This is a genomic window from Occallatibacter sp. (assembly GCF_049802275.1).
GTDB lineage: Bacteria > Acidobacteriota > Terriglobia > Terriglobales > Acidobacteriaceae > Telmatobacter.
Window position 1 is genome coordinate 16158 of the sequence record NZ_JBARMD010000155.1, and the last position, 14051, is coordinate 30208.

The window sequence follows — 14051 nt, forward strand, 5'->3', positions numbered from 1 at the left end:
GGATTAAGGCGAGCTATCCTCGCTCGCCTTAACCGTGATTTCTGGCGCTTCTCTGTAGACCAGATACTCGTCGATCAGCACCGATACCAACACCGCAGTGGGAACGGCGACTATGGCTCCGAGCACCCCGCCAAGCCCTGAGCCGATTAGCAAGGCTACAAGGATTGACAACCCCGGAAGACCGACGCGCGTGCCCATGATCCGCGGCACCAGGAACGAGTTCTCGACCTGGACCCAGATGAAGTAGAAGATCGCGACTCCAAGCACGCGTTGCCATGAGTCGAGGGCCGCCACGAGCATAACCAGTACAACCGTGACCGCTGCGCCGAGAACTGGAATGATGTTCAGCAGGCCTGTCAACACTCCCAGCGCATAAGCATAGCGCACGTGGAGCATTACGTAGACGATGGTGCTGGTTAGCCCGAGGAGCAGCATGAGGCTTCCCTGCCCAAGCAGCCATTGGCCCATCCGCACTTCGGCCCGCTGCAGCGCCGCATCGAGCCTCACACGTTTGTTGGGCGGAAAAAATGAAAGAGCCCATCGATACGCAACATCGCCTTCGAGAATGAAGTAGACGGTCAGAATCAGGCCCATCGCAATGCTGAAGATCGCGCCCGCCCAGTTCTTGATCGAAAGCAGGAGATAGGTGGCTGCGTTGCTGATGAAGTCCTGGATCTTGTCGCCAATCTCGTCGGTATTCACCTGGTCGGCGAAGGGAATGTGCTTGAGTTTGTCGAGGAAAGCAGGCAATCGCGTCGGCATCTCGTGACCAAATTCCTGCAGATCGCGAATCACCGGCGGAAGGGCGAGAAAACCGAATGCCGTAATCCCGCCTGCAACGGCGAGCATCAGGATAAGAATGGCGCGGCCCTTGAAGGGCTGCCACCCGCCGACGCGAAAGTGAGATGTGGCACGCACGAGCGGCGTGAGCACCACTGCGGCAAGAGCGCTCACATAGAGCAGAAGAAGCACAGCCCGCAGTTGCCACGCAACATAGCAGGCCACGGCCAGTCCAAAAGCAAATGCAATGTCACCGCGCAGATCACGGCCCCTGCCCTCGCCTTGATTCATCTCTGAACTCGTTCCCTGCCTGATGGAAACCTCTTCCGCTGATCTGTCCGCAACCCAGGCTTGTTAACTGCCCGTTCTCGTTAGGGTGCCCATGAGCAGGCTTCAACTCGTGGGTGGTTAGTCCCGCAGTCCTGCTTCATCTGTCTCCGCCCAGGATGGAACCTAACACCCCGCCCAGAACTGCTCCTGTGGCGGTGTTGCCCACCTGGCGGCCATCCATCTGCGGCAGGTACTCGCTGATCTGATGCGCCAAACGCGAAATAGGCAACGTCTGCAGCCAGATGGTTCCCGGTCCTGTCAGCACGGCAAGGAACATACCGTCGCCGCCAAAGATCATGTTCTTAATACCGGGGACCGTCGTGATCTGGAATCCCACAGACGCCTGAAATGCGCCAACGTGCCCCGGGTGCACCAGCAGAACCTCGCCGGGTGCGAGATTTTTCATGATCAATTCGCCCGAGAGCTCAAGCCAGGCCGTGCCAATGCCGGCGAGCCTCTGGAGCAGGAAGCCGCTGCCGCCGAAGATACCCGCACCGAGCGACTGCTGGAATCCGACGCTGATGCTTACCTGCGTCGTCGCGCACAAAAAGCCGTGGCGATGCACCAGGTATTCCTGCCCCGGTCCCACCTGAACGGGCACGATATGCCCCGGCACCTTGGTGGCAAACGAGACCTCGCCGGGATATTGCACGGCGCGATACTCGGTCATAAAGAGGCTTCCGCCTCCGGCCACACGCTTCAAAACACCGAACAGCCCGCCCCCGCCGCCCATCTGCGTATGGGTGGTCATCTGGATCGAGCCGGTCATCCACGAGAGCTCGCCGCTTTCGGAGAAGACGCTTTCGTTGGGGTCGAGTTGCACATCGAGTACGGGCATCGTGGTGCCCTGAATCCGGGTCTGCATGCGAATCTCCTATCGAGGACAGTGTACCCGGTCAAGTACGCGGGACAACCGGGATCCGTCCCCGGAGGGAACGGAAGGTGATGACGAATCGTGACCACGCCGCAAAAACCGCTGCTCCCTATTCGCGTCTGCCTATTCGACAATCTTCAAGCTCGTCTTTGCGGTGGCCAGCGAACTGCCGCCCAGCCAGATGTCATAGGTCGTCGGCTCTACTGTCTTTTTCAAATCCGCGCTATAGAAATTCAATTCGTCGAATCCCAGCGGGAAGGACACGCGCTTTGTCTCGCCGGGTGCGAGCGTTATACGGGTGAAGCCTTTCAACTCGCGCAGGGGCTGCTCCACGCTTGCTTCGGTGTTGCGAAGATAGAGTTGCACGACCTCAGTTCCCGCCACGCTGCCGGTGTTCCTGACTTCCACGCTCACTGTCGTGACAGGCTGGTGATTATCGGCAACCTCGCGCACAGGAACTTCGCTGCGATCCACCGCCGGATTCGCGTAGCTGAAGCGCGTGTAACTCAGCCCCCAGCCAAAGGGAAACAAGGCCGAGTTCTGCTCATCCATATACCGGGACACGAACTTCTCAGCGGCATCGTGAGGCATGCGGCTCAAATCACCGTGGGCAGGACGGCCGGTTGGCGTCTGGGCATAGTAGAGCGGCTCCTGTCCTACCGAGCGCGGGAAGCTGGACGGCAGTTTGCCGGACGGATTCACATCGCCGAACAACACATCCGCGACCGCAGGTCCCGCCTCGATGCCGGGACTCCACGCCTCTAGTATCGCGGGCACGTGTTCGGATGCCCATTTCAGTTGCAAAGGCCTCCCCGCCAGCACGACCAGGATCACCGGCTTGCTGGTGGCCACCACGGCCTCCAGCAACTTTTCCTGGTTTCCGGTAAAGCCGAGGTGTGCGCGGCTCGCCGCTTCACCTTCCATCCAATTAGTGGGCTCGCCAAGCGCAAGGATCACGACATCCGCCTTGCGCGCCGTCTCTACCGCGTCTTCGATTGTCTTGTTATCGTCCGGAACCGGTTCGTTCGCATCGCTTTTCGCGGCACTGGCGAAGGTGACACTCTTGAGGATGTTCTCGTCCGCGCCTGAGAGCAATCCGCAGCCCGGCGCATAGAGCAGCTTGTCTCCGAGCCGTTCGCTCAGTGACGACTTCAATGTGATCACGTCTTTGGGATTGCCCGCGACGGTCCAGGCGCCGAGCAGGTCGAGTGCGTCATCGGCCATGGGGCCAATCAACGCCACTTTCCTTGCTTTCGTGGTCAGCGGCAGCAGTGTTCCGACCCCCTCCACTGGATCGTTCTTGAGTAACACCATCGTCTCGCCTGCCACTTTGCGCGCGGCTTCACGCCGCTGCGGCGTCGGGGTGTAGGCCGGACCAACGTTCGCGTAGGGACGATCGAAGAGACCCAGGGCGAACTTCACCCGCAGGATCCGCCGCACTGCTTCATCGACGACGCTCTCCGGAATCTTTCCGGAGCGGACCTGCTCCGCTATCACGGTGCCATAGAGGTCGCCCTCCATATCCATGTCGGTGCCAGCCTCAAGGGCCTTGCGCGCCACCGTCGGTCCATCGCCAATGGCATGGTTTTTCAGTTCGGCGACCGCGCCCCAGTCCGACACCACAAAGCCATCGAAGCGCCACTCCTTGCGCAGAATCTGCGTGAGAGTAAACGGATTAGCCGTGGCGGGAACTCCATTGATGGAGTTGAACGAAGTCATCACGGTTGCCACGCCGGCATCGACCGCCGCGCGATAGGGCTTCAAATACACCTGCCGTAACGTGAGCTCGCTCATGTCGACCGCGTTGTAATCCCGGCCCGCGATTGCCGCGCCGTACGCGGCGAAGTGCTTCACGCATGCCGCCACAGAATCCGGTTTCGATAAATCGCCCCGCTGGTATCCCTTTACCCACGCGCGCGCCAGTATGGAACTCAAATAAGGATCTTCACCGTTCGACTCGATGATGCGTCCCCAGCGCGGATCGCGCGCAATATCCACCATCGGCGAGAAGACCCATGCGATGCCATCAGCACGCGCTTCTTCCGCGGCAACTCGGGCAACAGTTTCAGCTGCTTCGGGATCCCAGCTTGCGGCCACGGCCAACGGCACCGGAAATATAGTGCGATGTCCATGAATCACATCGAGTCCGAAGAGAATGGGAATGTGCAACCGGGATTTTTCCATCGCAATGTGCTGATAGTGGTTGGTCCGCTCGGCTCCCACCACGTTCAGCATCGAGCCCACCTGGCCCTTGGCGACCAGTTCGTCATACGTCAAGTTTGAAGCCGAAGGACCAGTCGCAAATCCAGCTGAATACTGCACGGTCTGCCCGATCTTCTCCTCGAGCGTCATTTTCTTCAGCAATGCATCGACCCGGGCATTGAGTTCTTTCGAAGCAAGCTGGGCGTTCGGCGTCGAACGGGTCTGGCTGGGTGCAGCAATCGCGCCAAAAACTACAAGCGGCAGTAGAAAAACAGCATTCCGAATTGCGCAGTTTTTCAACTTCGTCATGACCGTGAAATGATAAACCGTTTGAGCCGGGCGAGTCAGAAAAGTGTCGCCAATTGCCCAGTCAGCTGTTGTCTCGTGATGGACCGCCTTTTCGCACATCGCGGAGCCCCGAAAATGCTCTACTCTTTGTGTTGGAGCGAATGCCTCGATTTCTGCGAAATTTTCGGAAAGCCGTATTCCTGGCTCTCGAGCACGATGTGCTCAACACGGCCAAGGCCGCCGCCTATTCCGGCATGCTGATGCTTTTCCCCGCTTTCATCGTGCTCACTGCCCTGGTCGCGAAGGCGCCAGAAGGCCCTACAGTCCTCGGTGAGATTCGCTGGGTCTCCGGGCAGATTCTTCCTGCGGATACGGTGCGCCTGATGCTCTCCACAATGCAGGCGCGCAATCCACATCCCGGGCGCCTCATCATCTCGGGCCTCGCCTTGAGCGTCTTCGCAGGACTAGGCCTGATGCTCACTCTGATGGAGGGGTTCCGCCGAGCCTACCGTCTTCCGCGAAACCAGTGGAATTTCTGGGAACGGCGGCGCCGCGCTCTTTTTCTTGTCTTTGTCGTTCTGGTTCCTCTCGCGCTGGCCACACTGCTGCTAGTTTTCGGCCGCGCGATCGAACTCTGGATGGTCTTCAAGGGGGGCCACCAACTCCGCCACATCGTGCTCTTCCTCTGGCGGATGGCGCGCTGGACGCTTGCGTTTGTCACCAGCCTAGCCGTACTCGGCGCCCTCTATCATTTCGGAACCAGGCGCAGAGAACACTGGCTGCACGTGATGCCGGGCGCCGTGGCTGCCAGCGCCGTTTGGTTTCCCGCGACACTGGCGTTCGGCTGGTATGTTACGCGGATCGCCGATTACACCATCTTCTATGGGTCATTCGGCGCGGGGATTGCCACGCTGGTGTGGCTGTATATCACGTCGTTCAGCGCCCTGCTGGGGGCCGAGCTCAACGGGGTTTTCTTCCGCGAGCGCAATCAACGTCTATAACACAGCCCCCTCAGCGAATCAATTCCCGTCAGTGACGGTTCGCACTGACTGAACAATGCTCGCTGCGGCACCATGGATATGGGAGTTCCTCGCTCAGCCGACTTTGTATAATGAAGCGGACCGCTCTCATACATCCCCGTTTCCTATTCCGAACTTTTTGGAGTCATACAATGCCGTTCGTCGATACGAACCTGAACGCAAACCCTATCCAGCGCCGCGCGAAAATTGTTGCCACTCTCGGTCCCGCGTCCAACACCGAGCCTGTTTTTCGCGATCTTGTCCGCGCTGGTATCGATGTTGTTCGCCTGAATTTTTCACATGGCACACATGAAGAAAAACTCGCGCTCATCCAGATGATTCGCAAGGTAAGCCGCGAAGAACGCAAGCCGCTCTGCATTCTCGGCGACCTTCAGGGTCCCAAGATTCGCACGTCCAAGCTCAAGGATCACCAGTCAGTTCTTCTGAAAGCCGGTCAGCGGCTTACCATCACTCCGCGCGACGTTCCCGGCACCGCATCGCTGGTAGGCACTACGTTCAAGACTCTTGCCGAAAACGTGGAACAGGGATCGCGGATCCTGCTTTCCGACGGGCTGATCGAACTGCGGGTACACGAGGTCATTGGCGCCGATGTGGTCTGCGAGATTATCAATGGCGGCATGCTGGGCGAGAACAAGGGCATTAATCTGCCCGGAATTCCAGTCCGCGTTCCGTCGCTCACCGAGAAGGATTCACAGGACCTCGAGTTCGCTTTGAAGAATGGCGTGGACGCGATCGCAGTTTCGTTTGTTCGCACTGCGGAAGATGTTCGTCTGGTGCGCAATCGCGTTTCGGCATATGGAAGCGAAACCTGGATCATCGCAAAACTTGAAAAGCCGCAGGCCATCGAACACCTCGACAGTATTCTGCAGGCGGCTGACGGCATCATGGTGGCGCGCGGGGATCTGGGCGTTGAAGTTCCGCCGGAAAAAGTTCCCGCCATCCAGAAGCACATCATCCGGCGCGCATCGGAGTACTTCAAGCCGGTGATCACCGCGACGCAGATGCTCGAATCGATGATTGAGAACCCGCGCCCCACGCGTGCTGAGGTCTCCGACGTCGCGAATGCTGTGTATGACGGAACCGATGCGGTGATGCTCTCTGGCGAGTCTGCCGTGGGCAAGTACCCCATCGAAGCCGTCGCCATGATGGGCCGCATCGTAAGCGAGGCCGAGCGCCACATCAAAGAAGATCACCTCAACGAGCCCCGCATCTCGCAGACAAGACTTTCGATTGCAGAAACAATCTGTGAAGCCACAGCTCATGCTGCCGACGATCTTGATTTGCGGGGCATTGCGCTCTTCACCGAGTCCGGGGCGACCGCCCGGCAGCTTTCGAAGTACCATCCCACTGCGCCGATCTTTGCGCTTAGCCCCATCGACCTCACAATCAATCGACTGAACCTGCTATGGGGCACCACACCTGTTCGCTGCCCGAAGGTCAATTCGACTGAGGCGCTTGTCGATGTTGCGGAAAGTCTGCTCGAACAGCATGGCTATGTGCGCAATCGCGAGGTCATCGCCATCGTCGCCGGTACTCGCACCAAGTCGGGCTCGACCAACTTCCTGCGCCTGCATGTCCTGGGTGAACACAACCAGGAAGGTGTACGCTTCTTCGCTCCGCACGAAGAGGAGGTTGTGCCTGCACCGGAGGCCGCGCATGCCACACCGGCAACCAAAACGAAACACCCCTCAAGGGCGGCCAAGTCCACAAAGCGCCGCTAGATGAAACTTTGATAAATAAAAATGCCACCTTCACGGGTGGCATTTTTATCGCGATTTGGCGTTTGAGACGATTTGAATCCCGGTCAGATCTACTTAGTGGCAAGTTGGCGCAACACGTACAGCAGAATCCCTCCGTGTTCGTAGTACTCGATCTCCTGCGGTGTGTCGATGCGCACCTTGGCGGTGAACTCTTTCACGCTTCCGTCCGCAGCTTTCGAATTGACTTTCAGAGTGCGGCCGCCCCCGAACTTCGACTTGAGAAGATCCGTAAGTCCGGCAAAATCGTACACCTCTTCGCCGGTCAGGCCGAGAGACTCAACATTTTGCCCCTCTTCAAACTGCAAGGGAAGGATGCCCATGCCGACCAGGTTCGAGCGGTGAATGCGCTCGAAGCTTTCCGCAATCACGGCGCGAACGCCCAACAGGTTCGGTCCCTTCGCTGCCCAATCGCGCGACGAACCGGAGCCATACTCCTTACCCGCGAGAATAACCAGTGGCACCTTGCGTTCGGCATACTTCACGCTGGCGTCAAAGATGGACATTTGCTCGCCTTCGGGGAGCAGGCGCGTAACACCGCCTTCTGTCCCGGGCGCGAGTTTGTTCCGGAGGCGCACATTCGCGAAGGTTCCCCGCACCATGACTTCGTGATTGCCGCGACGCGATCCGTAAGAGTTGAAGTCCGCCGCCTTCACACCGTGTGAGGCAAGATACTTGCCAGCGGGACCGTTGGCCTTGATAGAGCCAGCGGGCGAAATGTGATCGGTGGTGACTGAATCGCCCAGAACGGCGAGCACGCGCGCACCCATGATGTCGGTCACCGGGGCTGGCTGCTTCTGCATGCCGTCAAAGTATGGCGCCTGGCGAATGTAGGTCGAGTCCGGCTCCCACTTGTAGACGTCGCCAGTGGGAAAGCTCAAGCCCTGCCAGCTTGCGTCGCCATCGCTTACCGTCGCGTACTCCTTGCGGAATCCTTCGCTGCTGAGGCCTTTGTCAATGGCCGCTGCAACTTCCTGCTGGGTTGGCCAGATGTCGGCCAAGTACACGGGCTTCCCTGCTTTGTCCTTTCCCAAAGGCTCTGTGTCGAAGTTGTGTCCGATGCGACCGGCCAGTGCGAACGCGACCACCAAGGGCGGGCTCATCAGATAATTTGCGCGCACATCCACATTTACGCGGCCCTCAAAGTTGCGATTGCCGCTGAGCACGCTCACCGCGACCAGTCCGTGCTCATCAATGCTCTTTGAAACATCGGTAGGCAGCGGCCCCGAGTTGCCGATGCAGGTGGTGCATCCGTAACCCACCACGTTGAAGCGCAGCTTCTCGAGATACGGCAACAGGCCTGATTTCTGGTAGTAGTCCGTGACCACGCGCGAACCGGGAGCCAGCGAAGTCTTCACCCACGGCGGAACAGTCAGCCCTTTTTCGACGGCCTTCTTTGCGAGGATTCCCGCAGCTATCATCACCGATGGATTCGACGTGTTGGTGCAGCTCGTGATGGCTGCAATCACCACTGATCCGTGATCGAGATACTTATCGGGATCGACGTTGAAGCGCTCTCTTACTGTTGTTGTGATCGGACCAGTCTTGAGAGCCTTTTCTGCCGGGGCGGCGTTGGCGGCGGCGGAAGAAGTAGCCGGGCCTTCGTTTTCTTCTGCAGCGACGGCAAGCGCGATATCGGTCACGTCAGTCGGTTCCCACGTGGCTGCGGTGCGCGTGCCCAGAGGCTTTGCCGTGGGCGCGAGCAGGCTCGGAAGCTGCTTTGCAAAGCTGTCGGCTGCGTCTTTGAGCAACACGCGATCCTGGGGACGCTTTGGACCTGCAACGCTGGGCTCAACAGCTGCCAGATCCAGTTCCAACGTTTGTGTGTATTCGGCTTCGGGAGACTTGTCGGTGTGAAAGAGACCTTGTTCCTTGTAATAGGCCTCAACAAGCGCGATCTGCTCATCACTGCGGCCCGTCAGTTTGAGATAGCGCAGCGTCTCTGCATCCACTGGAAAGATGCCGCAGGTTGCGCCATACTCCGGAGCCATGTTGCTGATGGTGGCGCGATCGGCAAGTGGCAGTGCAGCGATTCCCGGTCCAAAGAATTCAACAAACTTGCCGACGACGCCGAGCTTGCGCAAGGCCTGTGTGACCGTCAATACGAGATCGGTCGCGGTAGCGCCCTCGCGCAATTTGCCGGTGAGCTTATAGCCGACGACTTGCGGAACGAGCATGCTGACGGCCTGGCCGAGCATGGCGGCTTCAGCTTCAATACCGCCTACGCCCCAGCCCAGCACGCCGAGGCCGTTGATCATGGTGGTGTGAGAATCCGTACCGACCAGCGTGTCGGGATAAGCTTGCAACTCGCCATTCACTTCGGTGGTGAAGACTACGCGGGCGAGGTATTCGAGATTCACCTGGTGGCAGATGCCCATGCCCGGCGGCACAGCACTGAAGTTGCGAAACGCCGTCTGTCCCCATTTCAGGAACGCATACCGTTCGCGGTTGCGTTGGAACTCGAGCAGCGAGTTTGCTTCATATGCCTGGGGAGTACCGAACTCGTCCACTTGGACAGAGTGATCAATTACCAGCTCTGCCGGCACCAGCGGGTTGACGCGCTCCGGATCGCCGCCCAGTGTCTTGATGGCATCGCGCATGGCGCCGAGGTCGACAATCGCGGGGACGCCGGTGAAGTCCTGCATCAGAACGCGGGCCGGCATGTAGGCGATTTCGCGGCTTGGCTCAGCCTTGGCCTCCCATTTGGCCAGAAATTCGACGTCGGCGGCGGTCACGTTGACGCCGTCTTCACGGCGCAGCAGATTTTCGAGCAGGATCTTGAGGCTGAAGGGCAGGCGGCCCAGGTCGAATCCGCGCGCGCTGAGCGCAGGCAGGCGGAAGATGGTGTAGGACTTGGAGCCCGATTTTAGAGTCGCACGGCTATTGAAGCTGTTCTTGATTCCGGTACTCATTGGGGAGACCTTTCTATCCGCTCACAGGCGGATGATCAGACAATCTCAATCGCGGAAGACGCGCCGCGAGGAATCCTCCATGCGGCAATTTCAAACCGCTCAGGAGAAGAAAAATTCAACGGCAATAGATTACTCACCGCGCGCGGTCAGCGTCCACGGTCGTGGCGTCCGCGGCGAAAACGCATAAGCGGAGGTTGGGCGGGAAGATGGAGGTCGCAGCACATACCTGACGCTAGAATTTTATCGCGCCTGCAGTACCGCTGGAAACACAAACCTGAAGCCTCGCAAAAATGTCTGACGTGCGGCCGCTTGCGCGCGGCAACCCCAGCCGTTACGCTCAATCCGTATCCACGGAGGTCATCCATGTTCTCGCCTGCGGCCCGCTTTACTCTCGCCGCGTTGCTTCTTTTCTGCGCGGCCGGTTTTTGCCAGACCAACGCGGTTCCTGCAACACAGGCTAGTCATTGGTCTACTCAGGACGGCACCGTTACCCTGCCGAACTTCCGCTTCGGTACGGGCGAGACTTTGCCTGAACTCAAGCTGCACTACCTCACGCTGGGCACGCCGCATCGCAATGCAGCCGGTCATGTGGATAACGCGGTCCTGCTGTTGCACGGCACGGGCGGCAATGCGCATTCGCTGCTGAATCCCATCTTCTCCGATGTCCTGTTCGTTCCGGGCGGCATTCTCGATATCCAGAAGTACTTCATCATCCTGCCTGACGACATCGGCCATGGCCAAAGCTCCAAGCCCTCCGACGGCATGCGCATGCACTTCCCTGCCTACGACTACGACGATATGGTGCGCAGCCAGAGGATGATGCTCGATCAGATGCACGTCGATCATCTGCGCCTGATCCTCGGAACCTCAATGGGCTGCATGCAGAGCTTCGTCTGGGGCGAGACGTATCCCGGCTTTGCGGATGCGCTGGCACCGTTCGCCTGCCTGCCAGTCCAGATCGCGGGCCGCAACCGCATGATGCGCTACATGGGCATCCAGGGCATCAAGCTTGACCCCGCGTGGAAAAATGGCGACTACACCACGGAGCCGACCGAAGGCCTTCGCCTTGCCGACACCATCATTCTCATTATGGGCTCCGCACCTCTCGTAATGCAGAAGCTGGCGCCCACGCGTGAAGCCGCAGAGCAATATGTCGACCGCTACTGGGCCCGCCCCGCGCCCGACGCGAACGACATGATTTATTACCTCAACGCCAGCCGGAACTACGATCCTAGCCCGCGTCTTGAGACCATCACCGATCCGGTGCTTTGGATCAACTCCGCCGATGACTACATCAATCCGCCCGAGCTTGGCATTGCGGAGAAGATGGTGAACCGAATGCCGCACGCGCGGTTCATCCTTATTCCCATTTCCGACGCCACGCACGGACACGGCACGCATACCGCCGCGGCAGTCTGGAAGAATTACCTCGCAGAGTTCATGCAGCAGACCGAGCCCAAGCCCTGACAACGCTCTTTCAACGAATCTCGCAAGGCATAGTGAACTTCGCGAGTCGCATGGCCTTCTATACTTGAAAGCGCTGGTCTTCTTGATCGAGGTCTCCCGAGAATTGAGCGAAGCAAGTTGGTTGCGAGGTCTATTTTCGCGTTCATTGGCCTGGTTTACGCGTCGCATGGCCGACGAACGTCAACGTTTGCTGGCTGTGACTATTCTCGCCGGCGGTCTTTGCGGGCTGGCGGCCGTCGCTTTCCATCTTTCCATTGCGTGGCTTGAGGCTCTCCTTATCAACCGCGCGAACCATGCGCCGGGGTACTGGTGGGTTTTGTGGACGATCCTGGTACCGGGCGTCGGTGGCTTAATTGCCGGTCTCGGCCTTACCTACTGGGCTCCGGCCGCGGCCGGTTCCGGCATACCCCAGGTCAAGGTCGCCTTCGCTTTGCGTTCCGGTCTTGTGTCGCTGCGCGAGACCGTTGGAAAATTTGTGCTCTGCGCTTTTCAGATCGGCGCTGGCGCCTCGCTGGGATTAGAGGGCCCGACTGTCCAGATCTGCGCTGGCGTGAGCAGTCTGATGGCGCGTGCCGCCCGCCTGAGCCCACAGAACTGCCGGCGCATGGCCTCTGTGGGTATGTCCGCGGGCATTGCTGCGGCGTTCAACGCTCCTATCGCGGCCATCACCTTTACGCTTGAAGAGCTGATCGGGGATCTCGATCAGACGATGCTTTCCGGCGTAATTGTTGCCGCCGCGCTTGCAGCCGTTGTCGAACACTCCATTCTCGGGTCAAACCCCGTCTTTCACATGCCGCGCAGTTACACGCTGGGTGCCGCATCTTCCCTGATCTGGTATGCACTGCTGGGGATTCTCGCGGCAGTGGTTTCCGTCACATTTACCGATTCGCTGCTCGCATTGCGCGCACTTTTCAAGCGATGGACTGCCACCCCCAAATGGGTGCACCCGGCAGTTGGCGGACTGGCGACAGGCGCTCTCGCCGTTCTGGCGCTCTACTGGTTCCATCTCAACGGCATTGCGGGCGACCCCTACAAGACTCTCGAGCTTGCTTTGACAGGAACAATGCCGGTGCTCTTTATGGCCGTCTTTTGCGTTCTTAAGCTCGCGGCCACGGTGAGCTCGTATTCGAGCGGCGGCTCTGGCGGGATTTTTGCGCCTTCGCTCTTTATGGGCGCAATGCTGGGGGGTACGGTAGGCTACCTTGACGTCGCAGTCTTTCATCATCCCGCCGACGCCATCGGCGCCTTTGCGGTCGTGGGCATGGGAGCGGTGTTCGCAGGCATTGTGCGTGCGCCAATGACGTCAATTCTCATCGTTTTCGAGATGACCGGCGGCTATGGGCTGGTGCTGCCGCTGATGATCGCCAACATGACGGCCTTTGTCCTGGCGCGCTACTGGCGTCCGATCCCCGTTTATGAAGCGCTGCTCCTGCAAGACGGCGTCAAATTGCCCCATGGCGCGCGACCGCTGGATCCGCCACAGGCCGCGGAAATCGGTGCCAACGAGGAGACAATGGACTCGACGGTGTGAAGGCCGCAGCCCTGAGGATTTGATTCTAGTCGAGCTTTTCGAGGGAAGGATTCCGAGCGGATTCCGCGATAGCCTCTTCCTCGGTTACGGCGGCCAGAGGGGGCAGGTCAGAGGGCGACGTCACCTGTGCGACTTCCTGAGGCTCCAGCACGTTGAGCGCTTCGAGTTCCGCGATGCGGTTAAGGAGAATCTGCTTCAGTTCAGCAATATCCTGCCCGTTCGAGGCCGCATGTGCGGTCTCCTCCAGCTTTTGGAGGGTGATGCGCAAGGAATCCAGGGTTTCTCGTGTGGGGCGGGGATTCATCGGGGGTCGGAATGCCTATAAGCGCTTAGATGCAATCCGGGCAGATAGGTGGGCTGATAAACCGCTATTTCTTGGGTATCCTGCACGTTCCCTGGCGCGAGACGGCCGCGCCGCTCGTGCAATTTCTTCCAAACTAGTGGCCGGGCTCCGTGTTGTAGAGGAAGATGGCGCGGAGTTCCAGGTAAGGACCGTGAAACTCCCTGGGGAGCGGCGCGTAATTGGAACCGGTGAGAGCACCCCAGGCGGCGCGGTCGAGTCCGGTGTCACCGGAACGGCCTTCGAGGACCATACTGCCCTCCATGAGCCGGCCGTTAGGCAGGATCTTAAACCGAATGACAACAGCACCCTTCTTGAGGATCGGCGGATTCACCTCGTCGGGGATCAACGGATCCCACGTACGCTCGGTTTCGCGATGCCAGCGCAGGAGCCACGAACTGAAGTCGATGCCTTGCGTATCACTGAGAACTTGTACGCCGCCTCCGGCTCCCGGATGCATCGGCATTTGGCCGCCACCGGGCATCTGGGTTGCGCCGGGTCCGCTGCGCGCTCCGCGCATGGCATCGCGC

The 14051-nt window shown here is 59.3% G+C and carries 10 protein-coding genes; 4 read left to right on the forward strand and 6 right to left on the reverse strand.

What is annotated here, in order from left to right; genetic code table 11:
• Positions 1-3: 3 nt before the first annotated feature.
• The 3 genes from WA354_RS05015 to bglX all read right to left on the reverse strand — a co-directional run bounded on the left by WA354_RS05015 (position 4) and on the right by bglX (position 4495).
• Positions 4-1071, reverse strand: a complete 1068-nt coding sequence (locus WA354_RS05015; RefSeq protein WP_472811912.1) for an AI-2E family transporter — start codon at positions 1069-1071, stop codon at positions 4-6.
• A gap of 136 nt (positions 1072-1207) precedes the next feature.
• A complete protein-coding gene (locus WA354_RS05020; RefSeq protein WP_472811913.1) occupies positions 1208-1975 on the reverse strand; it encodes a TIGR00266 family protein in 768 nt (255 codons plus the stop codon).
• A 132-nt stretch (positions 1976-2107) separates the two neighbouring features.
• Positions 2108-4495, reverse strand: a complete 2388-nt coding sequence (gene bglX, locus WA354_RS05025) for a beta-glucosidase BglX (RefSeq protein WP_472811914.1) — start codon at positions 4493-4495, stop codon at positions 2108-2110.
• Between the two features lie 140 nt (positions 4496-4635).
• On the opposite strand from bglX, the gene WA354_RS05030 reads away from it, so the two are divergent.
• Both WA354_RS05030 and pyk read left to right on the forward strand, forming a co-directional pair.
• Positions 4636-5475 carry a YihY/virulence factor BrkB family protein gene (locus tag WA354_RS05030; protein WP_472811915.1) on the forward strand — a complete coding sequence of 280 codons (840 nt, stop codon included), beginning with the start codon at positions 4636-4638 and terminating at the stop codon, positions 5473-5475.
• Positions 5476-5645: 170 nt separating this feature from the next.
• Complete coding sequence (pyk, locus tag WA354_RS05035) at positions 5646-7235, forward strand: pyruvate kinase (RefSeq protein WP_472811916.1); 1590 nt, start codon at positions 5646-5648, stop codon at positions 7233-7235.
• An 89-nt stretch (positions 7236-7324) separates the two neighbouring features.
• Here the strand turns inward: pyk and acnA are convergent, their stop codons facing one another.
• Positions 7325-10183: an aconitate hydratase AcnA gene (acnA, locus tag WA354_RS05040; RefSeq protein WP_472811917.1), complete on the reverse strand. Its 2859-nt coding sequence runs from the start codon at positions 10181-10183 to the stop codon at positions 7325-7327.
• A gap of 363 nt (positions 10184-10546) precedes the next feature.
• Between acnA and WA354_RS05045 the strand changes: the two genes are divergently transcribed.
• Together WA354_RS05045 and WA354_RS05050 are read left to right on the forward strand one after the other, a co-directional pair.
• Positions 10547-11650 (forward strand): alpha/beta fold hydrolase, encoded by a 1104-nt coding sequence (locus tag WA354_RS05045; RefSeq protein ID WP_472811918.1) that lies wholly within the window; start codon positions 10547-10549, stop codon positions 11648-11650.
• A gap of 166 nt (positions 11651-11816) precedes the next feature.
• On the forward strand, positions 11817-13181 hold the full coding sequence (locus WA354_RS05050; RefSeq protein ID WP_472811919.1) for a chloride channel protein: 1365 nt from the start codon (positions 11817-11819) through the stop codon (positions 13179-13181).
• Between the two features lie 25 nt (positions 13182-13206).
• On the opposite strand, the gene WA354_RS05055 is transcribed toward WA354_RS05050, so the two are convergent.
• Both WA354_RS05055 and WA354_RS05060 read right to left on the reverse strand, forming a co-directional pair.
• Positions 13207-13449 (reverse strand): hypothetical protein, encoded by a 243-nt coding sequence (locus WA354_RS05055; RefSeq protein ID WP_472811920.1) that lies wholly within the window; start codon positions 13447-13449, stop codon positions 13207-13209.
• Between the two features lie 169 nt (positions 13450-13618).
• The coding region (locus tag WA354_RS05060) for an energy transducer TonB (protein ID WP_472811921.1) at positions 13619-14051 on the reverse strand (433 nt) is incomplete at its 5' end.